The following is a 15,174-nucleotide window of genomic DNA, read 5'->3' on the forward strand; positions in this document are numbered from 1 at the left end:
GCAAACGTGTCGCGTGGGCGGAACAGGCATTTCTGATCCAGATCGTTCAATTTGCTCAAAAAAATTCAGAATCTTAACGACGTATTTGGCACAATGTACGCCCTCTATAGTTAAGTTCATAGCAGAGAGCTGGTTAATGTGAATTTACTCAATTTGAGTACGGAACTTGCGTTTATCTTCATCTTTTCATTGGTTTTTCTCTTTTTCGCCAGAAAAGCAGCGAAGAAAATAGGATTAGTGGATAAACCCAATTATCGCAAACGTCATCAAGGAGTGATTCCCCTCGTTGGTGGTATCTCAGTTTTTGCCGGTATCTGCTTTACTTTTACTTTCACAAATTACTACATCCCTCATGCGCTTCTTTACATCGGCTGTGCCGCCGCCCTGGTATTTATTGGGGCGTTGGACGATCGATTTGATATCAGCGTGAAGCTACGTGCCTCCGTTCAGGCTGGCGTGGCGATTGTGATGATGTTCGCAGCGAATCTTTATCTGCTCAGTCTTGGCTACATTTTTGGCCCCTGGGAGTTGGTGGTCGGCCCATTCGGCTATGTGCTGACACTGTTTGCGGTTTGGGCTGCCATCAACGCTTTTAACATGGTTGATGGTATTGATGGTCTGCTGGGCGGTCTTTCATGCGTGACCTTCCTCGCGATGGGCATCATCCTCCTTTTCGACGGACAGCAAAGCCTGGCCGTCTGGTGCTTTGCGATGATTGCGGCGATCGTGCCTTACATCCTGCTCAATATGGGTGTCTTTGGCCGCCACTATAAAGTATTTATGGGCGATGCGGGCAGCACGCTAATCGGTTTCACTATCATCTGGATCCTGCTTGAAGCGACGCAGGGGAAAAATCATCCGATCACGCCAGTCACCGCGTTATGGCTCATTGCCATTCCGTTGATGGATATGGTGGCAATAATGTATCGCCGCCTGAGTAAGGGGATGAGTCCTTTTTCGGCAGACCGCCAGCATATTCACCATCTGATCATGCGGGCTGGCTTTACGTCGCGGCAGGCATTTGTCTTGATCACCGCCGCCGCTGCGTTGCTGGCTGCGGTTGGCGTGCTGGGGGAATACCTCAGTTTTATTCCTGAATGGATGATGCTGGTGCTGTTTTTGATGGCCTTTATGCTTTATGGCTACTGTATTAAGCGAGCGTGGCGCGTGGCGCGTTATATTAAAAGGCTTAAGCGTCGTATGCGTCGCAGCGCGAGTAATTCCTCTACTGACTGATATCTGACGCCCGATAAAAAGGATGATTGTGTATGACGCCTCCTGAGGTTATTGATAACGAACTGGATCTCCGCGGTCTTTTTAACGCGCTGTGGCGAGGCAAAATCTGGATTGCAGGCGGCGCCCTGGCGTTTGCACTGCTGACTTTTGCCGCCACCTTCCTGATCACGCCTCAATGGAGCACCACCGCCGTGACCGATCGTCCTACGGTCAATTTGCTCGGCGGCTATTATTCGCAGCAGCAGTTCCTCAATAACCTGGATTCCCGCGCCAGCACGTTAACCGTTACGCCACCCTCAATAATGGATGAAGCCTATCAGGAGTTCGTTATGCAACTCTCGGCTTATGACACGCGCCGCGAGTTCTGGCTGAAGTCGGACTATTACAAACAGCGTCAACGCGGTAACGCCAGCGAAGACGCGGTGCTGCTGGACAAGCTGACCAGCGATATTCAATTTCAGCCCGCCGAACCCGCAAAAAATCAAAGCGACAGCGTCAGGCTGGTGGCGGAAACGGCGAAGGATGCCAATACGCTGCTGCGCCAGTACGTGACGTTTGCCAATGAGCGAGCCGCCACGCACCTTAACGAAGAACTGACCGGCGCCTGGGCTGCGCGCACTATTCAGTTAAAAGCGCAGGTTAAGAGGCAGGAAGCGGTGGCGAAGGCCATCTACGATCGGCAGCTCAACAGCGTGCAGCAGGCGTTGAAAATTGCTCAGCGGCAGGGGCTGGAGCAGGCGAAAACGGATACGCCATCGCAGCAGCTTCCCGACTCCGAACTTTTTTTATTAGGCCGTCCATTGCTTCAGGCGCGGCTTGAAAGCCTTCAGACCAGCGGGCCTGGCTTTGATCTGGACTATGATCAGAACAGGGCAATGCTGGGCACGCTCAACGTCGGGCCGGTCCTGGTCAAGACTTTTAACACCTATCGTTTCCTGCGTACACCGGAAGAGCCGGTGAAGCGCGACAGCCCGCGCCGCCTTTTTCTGATGTTTATGTGGGGCACGGTTGGCGCGCTGGTTGGCGCAGGCGTTGCGCTGGTTCGCCGTCCTGTAAAACGGACGTCAGACGGTTATCCGGCGGTTTAACAGATGAACGAAAGAGAGCAACAGTGAAAGTATTAACTGTTTTTGGCACGCGCCCGGAGGCGATAAAAATGGCTCCGCTGGTTCATGCACTCGCACAGGATAGCGAGATAGAGACGCGTCTGTGCGTTACCGCGCAGCACCGCGAGATGCTCGATCAGGTTTTACAGCTGTTTGCGATCGTACCGGATTACGATCTCAACATTATGCGGCCAGGTCAGGGCCTGACTGAGATTACCAGCCGTATTCTGGAAGGGTTGAAAACGGTCTTTGCTGACTTCACGCCTGATGTGGTGCTGGTGCATGGCGATACCACTACCACCTTTGCCGCCAGCCTCGCGGCATTTTACCATCGCATTCCGGTCGGGCACGTTGAGGCCGGGTTACGCACCGGCGATCTGCTATCACCCTGGCCGGAAGAAGCTAACCGCACGCTGACCGGCCGGCTGGCGACCTGGCATTTCACGCCAACGGAAGCCGCCAGGGACAATTTGCTGCGTGAAAACCTCCGCAGCGATCGGATGTTCGTGACCGGCAATACGGTGATTGACGCCCTGTTCTGGGTGCGCGACCGCGTGTTGAATGATGAAAGCCTTCGCACCAGCCTGTCCCACCATTATCCTTTTCTTGATGACGATAAAAAGCTGATCCTGGTGACCGGTCATCGACGCGAAAGCTTTGGCGGCGGTTTTGAACGGATTTGCAGCGCGCTGGCGGAAATTGCGCGTCGCCATCCCGATGCGCAAATCGTCTATCCGGTTCATCTGAATCCTAACGTTAGCGAACCGGTGAATCGCATCCTGCGCGATATCGACAATATCATTTTGATCGAGCCGCAGGAGTACCTGCCGTTTGTCTGGCTGATGGTGCGTTCGTGGCTGATCCTCACTGATTCCGGCGGTATTCAGGAAGAGGCGCCGTCGCTGGGCAAACCGGTGCTGGTCATGCGCGATACCACCGAACGTCCCGAAGCGGTTGAGGCCGGGACGGTACGCCTGGTGGGCACGGACGTCGGGAAAATCGTCAGCGAAGTTACCCGCCTGCTTACGGATGAAGAGGCGTATCAATCAATGAGCCGTGCCCACAACCCTTATGGAGACGGCCATGCCTGCCAGCGTATCGTGCAGGCGCTAAAAAATAATCGGGTTAGTTTATGAATTTCAATACCATCTCTGTTATCGGGCTGGGGTACATCGGCCTGCCGACCGCAGCGGCTTTTGCTTCACGGCGAACGCGCGTTATCGGCATTGATATTAATACGCACGCGGTGGAAACCATTAACCGTGGTGAAATCCACATCGTTGAGCCTGATCTCGATCGGGTAGTGAAAGCCGCAGTCGGGCAGGGTTTCCTGCATGCGGCAACGCGCCCGATGGCGGCGGATGCCTTTTTGATCGCCGTTCCTACACCGTTCAAAGGCGATCATCAGCCGGACATGCGTTTTGTGAAGGCCGCTGCGGAGTCCATTGCGCCCGTGCTGGCCAGCGGAAATCTGGTGATCCTCGAATCCACGTCGCCGGTAGGCGCCACCGAGCAAATGGCCGAATGGCTGGCGGCAGCGCGTCCGGATCTGACCTTTCCGCAGCAGGCGGGCGATAACGCCGATATTCATATCGCGTACTGCCCGGAGCGAGTGTTGCCGGGCAACGTTATGATCGAACTGATTAAAAACGATCGCGTGATTGGCGGAATGACGCCAACCGCTTCCCGGCTGGCGTGCGACCTGTACACGATTTTCCTTGAAGGCGAATGCGTGGTGACAAACGCGCGTACGGCAGAGATGTGTAAGCTGACGGAAAACAGCTTTCGCGATGTGAATATTGCCTTCGCCAATGAACTGTCGCTTATCTGCGCCGATCAGGGCATCAACGTGTGGGAGCTGATCCGCCTGGCGAACCGCCATCCGCGCGTCAACATTTTGCAACCGGGGCCTGGCGTTGGCGGTCACTGCATCGCCGTCGATCCGTGGTTCATTGTGGCGCAGAATCCGATCCAGGCAAGGCTGATTCGCACGGCCCGCGAAGTCAATGACGCCAAACCGCACTGGGTGCTTGAGCAGGTGAAAAAAACCGTGGCAGAGTGTCTGGCAGCCAGCGACAAGCGCGCCAGCGAGCTGACTATCGCCTGCTTCGGTCTGGCGTTCAAACCGAATATTGATGACCTGCGTGAAAGCCCGGCAATGGACGTCGCAACGATGATTGCTGACTGGCACCCTGGCGCCACGCTGGTGGTGGAGCCGCATATTACGCGCCTTCCACCGTCGTTAACGAATAAAGCTGAACTGGTGTCGCCCGACGCGGCGCTGGCGCGGGCCGATGTGCATGTTTTGCTGGTCGATCACAGCGTTTTCAGGCAGCTTGATATGGCGCGCGTATCATCGTCCTGGCGGGTCGATACCAAAGGAATCTGGCAGTGAAGCGTCGTAACCGGCACACTATGGTGGATCGCTCCGATGTCCGTCCGCGCCACTATTAAACCCCTGATTTGGGAAAGTGAATTTTTCAGCCGGCAAAGCGGGCTGATCGACTTCACCGGCGATGCGCCGCTGACCGAAGCGATGCTGTACGGCTATGATGTGGTGCAGGCAAAGGTGTTGTCGCAGCAGACGGCGGAACTGGATGCGCTGGGGGAACTGGGTTTTCGCCTGGTAGAAGGCGAAGCGGATTTTGTGCTGAGCGTTGACGCCGCGTCGCGGCCCGAAGGCATCCGTATCGCACGGGCTGAACATATCCCGGCGCTGCGCCAGGCCGCCAGCGAAGCATTTGCCTGGAGCCGCTTTCGTGCGCCCTGGTATCAACCCGGCGACAGCGGTCGCTTCTACGCGCAATGGATTGAAAACGCGGTGCTGGGCGCGTTCGATCATCAGTGCCTTCTTGCCGCTGATGAAAACGGCGCGATGCAGGGTTTTATCTCGCTGCGCGAGCTGCCTGACGGTAGCGGTCGTGTCGGCCTGCTGGCAACGCTGCCGGAGGCGCAGGGGTTGGGTGTCGGCTACCGCATGATGGCTGCCGCCGCCGACTGGTGTCGCGTCCGCCGACTGTCGCGGCTGCATGTCGCTACGCAACTGAGCAATCTGGCCGCGCTCCGACTTTATCAACGCTGCGGCGGTGTGATTGAACGCACCGCCTGGTGGCTCTACAGGTAACGCTATGATCCCATTTAACGCACCGCCGGTTGTCGGCACCGAACTTGACTACATGCGCTCTGCCATGAGCAGCGGCAAACTGTGCGGCGACGGCGGTTTCACCCGGCGCTGTCAGCAGTGGCTGGAGCATCGTTTTGGCAGTAAAAAAGTGTTGCTGACCCCATCCTGTACCGCCTCGCTGGAAATGGCCGCGATCCTGATCGATATTCAACCCGGCGACGAAGTGATCATGCCGAGCTACACCTTTGTTTCTACGGCAAATGCGTTCGTTCTGCGTGGCGCGACTATCGTCTTTGTGGATATTCGCCCGGACACGCTTAACATTGATGAAACTCTGATTGAGGCGGCGATTACCGACAAGACCAAAGCGATTGTGCCCGTTCACTACGCAGGCGTGGCGTGCGAAATGGATACGATTATCGCTATCGCCGAAAAGTACAGCCTGTACGTGATCGAAGACGCGGCGCAGGGCGTGATGTCCGGTTACAAAGGCAAAGCGCTGGGTACGATCGGTCACATTGGCTGTTTCAGCTTCCATGAAACGAAAAATTATACGGCGGGCGGCGAAGGTGGCGCGACGCTAATCAATGATGCAAAACTCGTTGAACGTGCGGAGATCGTGCGGGAAAAGGGCACGAATCGCAGCCAGTTTTTTCGTGGTCAGGTTGATAAGTATACCTGGCGCGATATTGGTTCAAGCTACCTGATGTCCGATATTCAGGCAGCGTATTTATGGGCGCAACTCGAAGCCGCTGAAGAGATTAATCAGCGACGCCTTCAGCTATGGCAACGCTACTACGATGCGCTGGCGCCCGTTGCGGCAGGCGGTCGGCTTGTCCTGCCTTCTCTTCCGCCGCTTTGCCAGCATAACGCCCACATGTTTTACATCAAACTGCGTGATATTGAGGATCGCAGCGCGTTAATTGACTGGTTGAAAGAAGCCGAAATTCTGGCCGTTTTCCACTACATTCCGCTGCATACTTCTCCTGCGGGGCTACGGTTTGGCCGCTTTAACGGCGAAGATCGTCATACGCAGTCTGAGAGCGAACGCCTGCTGCGGCTGCCGCTGTTTTATAACCTATCTGATAATAATCAGAAAACGGTTATTAACTCGCTGCTTAGCTACTTTTCCTGATATGTCGTTAGCAAAAGCGTCAGTGTGGACGGCGGCCTCCACGCTGGTAAAAATCGCTGCCGGTCTGCTGGTAGTGAAAATGCTGGCGGTCTCTTTTGGGCCGTCCGGCGTGGGGCAGGCGGGCAATTTTCGGCAACTGATTACCGTGCTGGGCGTGCTGGCGGGTGCCGGAATTTTCAATGGCGTGACGCGTTACGTCGCGGAACATCAGACGCATCCTCAGCAGCTGCGTGAACTGCTCGGTACGGCATCGGCGATGGTGCTGGGCTTCTCCACGCTGTTGGCGGTGATCTTTTTACTCTTTGCCGCGCCCATCGGCAGGGGGCTGTTTGGTCATGATGGTTACCAGAACGTGATACGTATTGTCGCGTTCCTTCAGTTGGGTATTGCCTGGGCAAACCTGCTGCTGGCCATCGTTAAGGGCTTCCGCGATGCGCGCGGCAATGCGCTGGCAATCATCATCGGCAGCCTGATCGGCGTGGCCGCCTGGTTTGTTTGCTACTGGCTTGGCGGCTACAGCGGCGCGCTGGTTGGGTTGGCGATGGTGCCCGCGCTGGTGGTGATCCCGGCAGCCCTGATGCTGGCTACGCGTGAGCACCTGCCGCTTCATTTTCTCAAGCCTGCCTGGCACGGCGCCATCGCCCGCAACCTCAGCAAGTTTACCCTGATGGCGCTGATCACCGCCGTGACGCTGCCGGTAGCGTGGATCATGATGCGTAACCTGCTCGCCGCGCACAGCGGCTGGCAGCAGGTAGGGCTTTGGCAGGGCGTAACCACGATTTCCGATGCCTATTTACAGTTCATCACCGCGTCATTCACCGTCTGGCTGCTGCCCACGCTCTCTCGTCTGAACAGTAAGCCGGAAATTTCCCGCGAGATCCTGCGCTCGCTGCGCTTTGTTTTACCCGCTGTCGCCGCCGTCAGCTTCACCGTCTGGCTGCTGCGCGACGTGGCGATCGGACTGCTTTTTTCCAGCCAGTTCCACGGCATGCGCGATCTGTTTATCTGGCAGCTCACCGGCGACGTGTTCAAGGTAGGCGCGTATATTTTTGGCTATCTGGTGATTGCCAAATCGTCGCTGAAGTTTTATATCCTGACGGAGGTCAGCCAGTTTATTTTGCTGACGCTGTTTGCGCGCTGGCTGATCCCGCTTCACGGCGCAGGCGGCGCGGCGCAGGCCTATATGGCCACCTACGTCACTTATTTTGCGCTCTGTTGCTGCGCCTTTATTCTTTATTGCAGAAAAGCATGAATACAGTTATCCACGTTCTCGGCTCGCCCATTCCGCATCATAATCAGACGGTGCTGCGCTTTTTTAACGACGTGCTGCCGCAGGCGCTGCCCGTTGCCGCGCCGCGCCAGTTGTGGATAGTCGGCGCGCCTCCCGCAGATAGGACGTACGACGCGCTGACCCTGCGCTTTTTTCAGGACAAACGCGCCATCGCGCGGGCGGTAACGGCGCGCGCGATGGCAGATCGGCAAACGCGCTTTTTCTTTCACGGGCAGTTCAACCCGATGCTTTGGCTGGCGGTGCTGGCCGGGAAAATAAAACCTGCGCAGGCCTGGTGGCATATCTGGGGCGCCGATCTTTACGAGCAGGGAAGCGGCTGGCGTTTTCGCCTTTTTTACCTGCTGCGGCGGCTGGCGCAAAAGCGCGTGGGGCATGTTTTCGCTACCAGGGGCGATATCGCCTTCTTCCATCAGCGGCACCCGGGCGTACCGGCATCGGTGCTCTATTTCCCGACGCGGATGGCGAAAGTGGCGCTGCCTGCGGCCAGTAAAGCAGAGAAGCTGACCGTGCTTGTTGGCAACTCCGGCGACGCCAGCAATCAGCATATTCAGGCGTTGCACGAGATCCGCCAGCAACTGGGCGAAGACGTTTCGATCGTGATTCCGTTAGGCTACCCTGAAAACAATGAAGCCTATGTTCAACAGGTACGTCAGGCGGCGGAAGCGCTGTTCAACGCTGATAGCTTACAGATCCTCACCAATAAGCTCGATTTCAATGCCTATTTGCAACTGATTTCACGCTGTGATTTGGGCTATTTTATTTTTGAGCGGCAGCAGGGTATTGGCACGCTTTGCCTGCTGATTCAGGCCAATATTCCTTTTGTGATCAACCGGAAAAATCCCTTTTGGCAGGATCTGGCTGCGCAGCAGGTGCCGGTGCTGTTTACCGGTGATGCGCTCGATCGCAAACTGATTGACGAGGCGCAGCGACAGATGAGCCTGCTGGATAAATCGGGCATCGCCTTTTTTGATCCCGCTTTCGTTGCGGGCTGGAAAGAAGCCCTCGCCCTGGCGGAAGGAGCGACGGCATGACCGAATGGCAGTTTGCTGGCCTGCTGGTGGTTTATCTGCTCTCGCTGGGCGTTATTTTAACGCTGACCTGGCGCGAGTTCCGGCGCGTACGATTCAACTTTAACGTTTTTTTCTCGCTGCTTTTTCTGCTGACCTTCTATTTTGGCTTTCCGCTAACCTGCCTGCTGGTTTTCCGCTTTGGCGTGCAGGTGGTGCCGCCTGAATATCTGCTCCAGGCGCTGCTTTCCGCCACCGGTTTCTATGTCATTTATTACATCAGTTATAAAACGCGGCTGAGGCCGACGTCCGCGCGGCCGTCGCGGCCTGCCTTCACCGTTAATCGCATTGAAACGTGGCTCACGCTCAGTATTCTGGCGCTGATTGCGCTGGGATCGGTACTGGTGTTCTTTTTACACAACGGATTTTTGCTGTTCAGACTGCACAGCTACAGCCAGATTTTCTCCAGCGATGTCTCCGGTGTTGCGCTTAAGCGTTTCTTTTACTTCTTTATTCCTGCGATGCTGGTGGTCTATTTTCTCGATCCGCGCTTTCGTAACTGGCTGCTTTTCCTTGCGGCGACGGTCAGCTTCGGCCTTCTTACCTACGTGATCGTCGGCGGAACGCGGGCGAATATCATCATCGCTTTCGCCCTGTTTTTGTTCATCGGCATTATTCGCGGTTGGATCACGTTGTGGATGCTGGCGGCCGCAGGTGCCGCGGGCGTTGTCGGTATGTTCTGGCTGGCGCTTCGACGCTATAACCTTGACGTCAGCGGAGACGAGGCCTTTTACACTTTCCTTTATCTGACGCGCGACACCTTCTCGCCATGGGAAAACCTGGCCCTGCTACTGCAAAACTATGACAAAATTGAGTTTCAGGGGCTGGCGCCTGTTGTCCGCGATTTTTACGTTTTCATTCCTTCCTGGCTGTGGCCGGACAAACCTTCGACCGTTCTTAACAGCGCAAACTATTTCACCTGGGAAGTGCTGAATAATCACTCAGGCCTGGCAATTTCGCCGACGCTGCTGGGGTCGCTGGTGGTCATGGGCGGCGCAGCGTTCATCCTGCCCGGCGCGATACTGGTGGGATTGATCATCAAATGGTTCGACTGGCTGTATGTGAAAGGCCAGCAGGAGAGCAATCGTTATAAGGGCGCAATTCTGCAAAGTTTCTGTTTTGGCGCGATATTTAATATGATCGTGCTCGCCAGAGAAGGACTGGATTCGTTTGCGTCGCGTGTGGTGTTCTTTTGCGTGATTTTTGTCGCAGCGGTAGTGGTCGCCAAGCTGCTTTACGCTTTCCTCGACGCTGCTGGCCTGATTCGCGCCAGGGGCTCCATGCGCGTACAACACTGATTTTAAGCAGGCCGTTTGCCTCACGCTGTGAATGAATAAGGAAAATGCATGAACTCCCTGAACGCTGCGCCGCAGTATCAAATCCGTGGTCTCACGCTGTTGGGGTTTCGTGATATGGCCGGGTTTGTTGACTATCTTTACCAGCCCGATGGCCTGAAAACCGGTACGCTGGTGGCGATAAATGCCGAGAAGGTGCTGACCGTAGAAAGCCAGCCGGAGATCCGCCAACTGATTGATGCAGCAGAATATAAATATGCCGATGGCATCAGCATTGTGCGCTCAATTCGTAAAAAATATCCGCAGGCGAAGGTTTCCAGGATTGCTGGCGCCGACCTGTGGGAGGCGTTGATGGCGCGCGCGGGGCGTGAAGGAACGCCGGTTTTTCTGATTGGCGGCAAGGCTGCCATATTGCAGGAAACGGTGGATAAACTTCGCCGACAGTGGAACGTGAATATTGTCGGCGCGCAGAACGGCTATTTTGAGCAGGCCGATCGTGATGCGCTGTTCGCGCGGGTTGCCGCCAGCGGCGCCCGGTTCGTGACGGTGGCGATGGGCTCGCCGCGGCAGGAGGTGCTGATGCGTGACTGCAAAGCCGTTTATCCGCAGGCGCTCTATATGGGCGTCGGCGGCACCTACGACGTATTTACGGGGCATGTGAAGCGTGCGCCTGAAATATGGCAGCGTTTGGGCCTGGAGTGGCTCTACCGCCTGATTGTGCAGCCCTCCCGAATACGGCGTCAGCTCAAGCTGCTGAAATACGCGAATTATCACTGGCGGGGCGATCTTTAAAACGTGGCTTTTTTATGGAGAAAAGCCTTGGTGCGCGTGAGGATGGGGCACAAAACGTCTGCGCTTTAGACAGAACGCACAAAGCATAAGCAAACGCGTTTTTTTGTGAAAAAAGCACTGGACAGGATCGGCTCAAATCCGTAGTATCCCCATCCGCAACGGCGCTATGCGCCCGTAGCTCAGCTGGATAGAGCGCTGCCCTCCGGAGGCAGAGGTCTCAGGTTCGAATCCTGTCGGGCGCACCATTAAGTTGTGTGCAAGAGCTGCGGTGGTAACAACCGCGTTAGTAAAGAGTAGTGATGGTGGCTATAGCTCAGTTGGTAGAGCCCTGGATTGTGATTCCAGTTGTCGTGGGTTCGAGTCCCATTAGCCACCCCAGATTTTGTCAGGTATGCGAAGGTGGCGGAATTGGTAGACGCGCTAGCTTCAGGTGTTAGTGTCTTAACGGACGTGAGGGTTCAAGTCCCTCTCTTCGCACCACAAAATCGATAGTGCTTTGCAGTATTCGGCGAGTAGCGCAGCTTGGTAGCGCAACTGGTTTGGGACCAGTGGGTCGGAGGTTCGAATCCTCTCTCGCCGACCACTTTCAAAAAAACGGCTTCTTTGAAGCGGTTTTTCCTCTGTGATCATTAACAGAGGATGAGAACCTCCGAAGGAGGTTTGAGTCGAGCGTAGCGAGACAACGTTGCCCGGGCAACGGCCCGCAGGGCGCTCTCGCAGAGAGCGTCATCCTCTCTCGCCGACCACTTTCAAAAACGGCTTCTTTGAAGCGGTTTTTTTTGAGTTCATAAAAAAGCTCAACAAGCAGTAACAGATTACGGCGAGTAGCGCAGCTTGGTAGCGCAACTGGTTTGGGACCAGTGGGTCGGAGGTTCGAATCCTCTCTCGCCGACCACCACAGAAAAACCTGCTTACAGAGCAGGTTTTTTTTCGGCTGTGATTAACAGAGGATGAGAACCTCCGAAGGAGGTTTGAGCCGAGCGAAGCGAGACAACGTTGCTCCGGCAACGGCCCGCAGGGCGCTCTCGCAGAGAGCGTCATCCTCTCTCGCCGACCACCACAGAAAAACCTGCTTTCAGAGCAGGTTTTTTTTCGTCTGTGATTAACAGAGGATGAGAACCTCCGAAGGAGGTTTGAGCCGGGCGAAGCGAGACAACGTTGCTCCGGCAACGGCCCGCAGGGCGCTCTCGCAGAGAGCGTCATCCTCTCTCGCCGACCACCACAGAAAAACCTGCTTTCAGAGCAGGTTTTTTTTCGTCTGTGATTAACAGAGGATGAGAACCTCCGAAGGAGGTTTGAGCCGGGCGTAGCGAGATGAATTTGTCGCCTTAGGGTGACAGATAAGCCATTGAAGTCATGAAGGTTTACCTGGCTATACGCTCTCTGTCGTGAAAATGAGACGTTCGCCAGCGGCCGACTGATGGGAAAAGGTGACAAAAAAGCGCCTGTCGATTTTATAATGTTAATTATCAATGTGTTAGTTGATAGCGTCGGGTGGGAAAAATATTGGCATGTGATATGCATTAGTAAAAACGTAGATGCTCATTCCACTTTTTATGTTTGCTCACGCTTCATAAGCCAGGAATGTCGCAAAGCCATTATCGTACCTGTTGTCCACCAGCCCATATCGTCGCAAGGCCTTATGGGAGTTAAGGACATTACGTTGAGTCGGGTACTCGCTCATTGTCTTACTGACCTGATTTTACACCTGCCGGTTTGGCGGGTGTTTTTTTATGCATAAAAAAAGGTCTCAGTACGACTGAAACCCTTTTATAAAAATGCGGTAACTCAGGGATTATTTTTCAACGTCAGCAGCAGCCCGTCACGACGCATTTCTGCGGCTTCCTCAGGTTTGTGCTGCTTGTCCAGCGTGTCGGCCAGCCAGGCATAGTCAAACGCATCAGGACGCTGCTTCAGCGCTTCACGAAACGCCTCAGAAGCCTGCTGCCATTCGCCATGCTTCATCAGCAGCTGACCCAGCGTGCTGTAGAGCAGCGGCGTGGCGCCATGCTGCTTAATCTGCTGACGAAGCGCTTTTTCAAGCTGCTCAGGATTGCCCGCGTTCAGACGCGGCATCAGCAGTACCAGACGTTCGTCATAGCTGCGTTTCAGCCCATCCAGCACGATGGTTTGCGCGGTGTCGTGATCGTTGCAGACGATCAGATGATCCGCCATCGCGACCTGGAGCACGGTTTCCTGACGCGTTTTACGGCTCTGCTCCTGCCACCAGCGCTTCAGGCCATCGCTGCCGCGGTCGGCCATCGACTGATTCATCAGACCCAGCCACGCTTCCTGTTGCAGAGCCTGACGGTGCGCCTCATCGCCAACCTGCGCTTTCTGCATTGACGGCAGAATATCCAGCAGCGCGCCCCATGCGCCGGTGCGAACGTAGGCCTGTTCCGCAAGGCGCAGCACTTCAGGATGACGCGGCGCCACTTCCAGCAGACGATCGATGCCGTTGCGGGCGGCGTGATCTTCATTGCGCGCCAGCTGAATACGCACGCGGGTGATCTCTACCGGCAGCTGATCGCTGCCCGCCAGTTCGGCAGCCCGCGCCAGATGCTGATTTGCCCGCATCTCATCGTTGCGCTGCTGAGCGGCTTCCGCTGCCAGCAAATAGTTCACAACGGGCTGTTCCGCGTGATCGGCATGACGCGTCAGCAGCTTTTCAACCTGACGGTAATCGCCTTCGGCCAGCTTCACCAGCGCGGCGTTGGTCTGCTTACGCGCCCGCTTGCTTTTGCGGCCGAGGAACCAGCCACGCGTCCTTACGCCGGTACGGAGCAAACGGCGCAGAAGCCACTCCACGGCAAGGATCACCAGTAAAGAGAGGATCAGAATGATTGCCAGGCCGGTGACGCTGGTTTCGATGTTCCAGCTGTCGGTCTGGATCAGCACATAGCCCTGATGACCGGCCAGCATCGGCCCCAGCACAATACCCGCCATCAACAGTAAAAACAGGATCAGAACTTTAAGCATGGTTATTCTCCCTGCTGCTGTTGCCCGGCAGCGGGCTGCGCCAGCAGGTTGCGAACGCGCGTTTGCATCAGTTTATCCAGCATTGGCTGGCTGGCCAGCGCATCCGGCACCTCCATCGAAATGCTTTGCTGACTGAGCTCGTCCAGCTGGCTGAGAAACGCTTTCGTGGCCGGATCGTTGGCGTCAAACCAGGCGCGAACCCAGGCAGAAACCGTATCGATGGACTGTTTATAAATCTCGTCCTGATGGCGCGGCACCGCCTGCGCGGCGATCAGCAGACGCGAACGAATGTTCTCACGCAGGTAGACGTCCTGGTTCGGCGCCAGCAATGGTTCGGCGGTGGTATCGCGGCGGCGAACCGTAATGAAATCATCCATAAAGTTGTGCCAGCTTTTCACCAGGTTCTGACGCCATTCGCGCAGGGAAGAGGAGAGCTCACCGCTGTCGGCGTCCATCGGCGCGTTGTCGTCGTCGCGATCGGCAATGCGCAGGTTATCCACGCCGTTCGACAGCTGGTTCAGCTTCAGGGTGATGCCGTCATAATCGATCTGGCTGACCGCCGAAAGATTACTGATATCCTGATTAAGCGCGCGGCGTACGTCGATCAGGCTGGGATCGTTCATGTCGCCCAGGCTGGCATCTGCCGTTTTGAGCAGCGCCGCAGCGGTGGTTACGTCCTGATCGCTCCAGAGTTTGCGACCAGCCAGTTTTACCAGATAGTCGGCCTGCGCCAGAAGCCAGGTTTTCGCATCATTACCGGAGATGGTCGCCACTTTTCGCTTGAGTTCGTCGAGCTGTTGGCTGGTCGCCGCCTGCTGCTGCCGGGCGGTGTTCAGGGCGTCGGTCTGCGCGGTGAGCTGCTGCATCAGCGCTTTTTTATCGCTGGCGGCCTGCTGCTGGAGATCGGAAAGCTGGCTGGCCAACGCCTCACTGGCCGCCGCCTGGCGATCGGCCTGCTGTTTACCGTGAATATAGAGCCCGGCACCCACGGCCAGCGCAATGGCGATGGCCAGAACCGCCAGCGCCGTGCTGGTGTTTTTTGTCTTTCGAGGTGGTTTTTTCTCTGCCAGTGAGGTTTCAACCGCCGGGGTGGTTTCCTCAATGCTGGCCGAGGCGTCTTTGTGTTCCGTCATTGCGACTCTTCCCATC

The 15,174-nt window shown here is 56.0% G+C and carries 12 protein-coding genes, 5 tRNA genes and 3 other RNA genes; 18 read left to right on the forward strand and 2 right to left on the reverse strand.

Annotation, left to right across the window (positions count from 1 at the left end):
* Positions 1-138: 138 nt before the first annotated feature.
* From wecA to FA91_RS20720, 18 genes are all read left to right on the forward strand, one after another.
* The gene (gene wecA, locus FA91_RS19670) at positions 139-1,236 is read left to right on the forward strand and encodes a UDP-N-acetylglucosamine--undecaprenyl-phosphate N-acetylglucosaminephosphotransferase (protein WP_034918598.1); all 1,098 of its coding nucleotides are present in this window, start codon (positions 139-141) and stop codon (positions 1,234-1,236) included.
* Positions 1,237-1,268: 32 nt separating this feature from the next.
* Complete coding sequence (gene wzzE, locus FA91_RS19675) at positions 1,269-2,324, forward strand: ECA polysaccharide chain length modulation protein (RefSeq protein WP_034918600.1); 1,056 nt, start codon at positions 1,269-1,271, stop codon at positions 2,322-2,324.
* Between the two features lie 23 nt (positions 2,325-2,347).
* Positions 2,348-3,478, forward strand: coding sequence for a UDP-N-acetylglucosamine 2-epimerase (non-hydrolyzing) (wecB, locus tag FA91_RS19680; RefSeq protein ID WP_034918602.1), 1,131 nt, complete (start codon positions 2,348-2,350; stop codon positions 3,476-3,478).
* Positions 3,475-4,737: a UDP-N-acetyl-D-mannosamine dehydrogenase gene (gene wecC / locus FA91_RS19685; RefSeq protein ID WP_034918607.1), complete on the forward strand. Its 1,263-nt coding sequence runs from the start codon at positions 3,475-3,477 to the stop codon at positions 4,735-4,737. The genes wecB and wecC overlap by 4 nt, the downstream gene beginning before the upstream one ends.
* 36 nt (positions 4,738-4,773) lie before the next feature.
* Positions 4,774-5,466 (forward strand): dTDP-4-amino-4,6-dideoxy-D-galactose acyltransferase, encoded by a 693-nt coding sequence (rffC, locus tag FA91_RS19690; protein ID WP_034918609.1) that lies wholly within the window; start codon positions 4,774-4,776, stop codon positions 5,464-5,466.
* A gap of 4 nt (positions 5,467-5,470) precedes the next feature.
* Positions 5,471-6,601: a dTDP-4-amino-4,6-dideoxygalactose transaminase gene (gene rffA / locus FA91_RS19695; protein WP_034918611.1), complete on the forward strand. Its 1,131-nt coding sequence runs from the start codon at positions 5,471-5,473 to the stop codon at positions 6,599-6,601.
* 1 nt (position 6,602) lies between these two features.
* Positions 6,603-7,853 (forward strand): lipid III flippase WzxE, encoded by a 1,251-nt coding sequence (gene wzxE, locus FA91_RS19700; protein ID WP_034918613.1) that lies wholly within the window; start codon positions 6,603-6,605, stop codon positions 7,851-7,853.
* Positions 7,850-8,923, forward strand: a complete 1,074-nt coding sequence (locus FA91_RS19705; protein ID WP_034918615.1) for a TDP-N-acetylfucosamine:lipid II N-acetylfucosaminyltransferase — start codon at positions 7,850-7,852, stop codon at positions 8,921-8,923. The genes wzxE and FA91_RS19705 overlap by 4 nt, the downstream gene beginning before the upstream one ends.
* Positions 8,920-10,257, forward strand: a complete 1,338-nt coding sequence (gene wzyE, locus FA91_RS19710) for an ECA oligosaccharide polymerase (RefSeq protein ID WP_034918616.1) — start codon at positions 8,920-8,922, stop codon at positions 10,255-10,257. Before FA91_RS19705 ends, wzyE begins: the two co-directional genes overlap by 4 nt.
* 48 nt (positions 10,258-10,305) lie before the next feature.
* A complete protein-coding gene (wecG, locus tag FA91_RS19715; protein WP_034918619.1) occupies positions 10,306-11,046 on the forward strand; it encodes a lipopolysaccharide N-acetylmannosaminouronosyltransferase in 741 nt (246 codons plus the stop codon).
* A gap of 168 nt (positions 11,047-11,214) precedes the next feature.
* A tRNA-Arg gene (locus FA91_RS19720) sits at positions 11,215-11,291 on the forward strand.
* A 57-nt stretch (positions 11,292-11,348) separates the two neighbouring features.
* Positions 11,349-11,424 (forward strand) — tRNA-His (locus FA91_RS19725).
* 15 nt (positions 11,425-11,439) lie between these two features.
* A tRNA-Leu gene (locus FA91_RS19730) sits at positions 11,440-11,526 on the forward strand.
* Between the two features lie 26 nt (positions 11,527-11,552).
* A tRNA-Pro gene (locus FA91_RS19735) sits at positions 11,553-11,629 on the forward strand.
* A gap of 35 nt (positions 11,630-11,664) precedes the next feature.
* A non-coding RNA gene (locus tag FA91_RS20710) (RtT sRNA) lies at positions 11,665-11,792 on the forward strand.
* A gap of 72 nt (positions 11,793-11,864) precedes the next feature.
* Positions 11,865-11,941 (forward strand) — tRNA-Pro (locus tag FA91_RS19740).
* Between the two features lie 34 nt (positions 11,942-11,975).
* Positions 11,976-12,103, forward strand: a non-coding RNA gene (locus FA91_RS20715) — RtT sRNA.
* 34 nt (positions 12,104-12,137) lie between these two features.
* Positions 12,138-12,265: non-coding RNA, RtT sRNA (locus tag FA91_RS20720), on the forward strand.
* A gap of 569 nt (positions 12,266-12,834) precedes the next feature.
* On the opposite strand, the gene hemY is transcribed toward FA91_RS20720, so the two are convergent.
* Both hemY and hemX read right to left on the reverse strand, forming a co-directional pair.
* Entirely contained in the window at positions 12,835-14,025 is a 1,191-nt protein-coding gene (gene hemY / locus FA91_RS19750; RefSeq protein ID WP_034918624.1) for a protoheme IX biogenesis protein HemY, read from the reverse strand.
* A 2-nt stretch (positions 14,026-14,027) separates the two neighbouring features.
* Positions 14,028-15,158, reverse strand: coding sequence for a uroporphyrinogen-III C-methyltransferase (gene hemX, locus FA91_RS19755; RefSeq protein ID WP_034918627.1), 1,131 nt, complete (start codon positions 15,156-15,158; stop codon positions 14,028-14,030).
* Positions 15,159-15,174 lie beyond the last annotated feature (16 nt).

Origin of the sequence: Erwinia sp. 9145, from assembly GCF_000745075.1 — a bacterium.
GTDB lineage: Bacteria > Pseudomonadota > Gammaproteobacteria > Enterobacterales > Enterobacteriaceae > Erwinia > Erwinia oleae.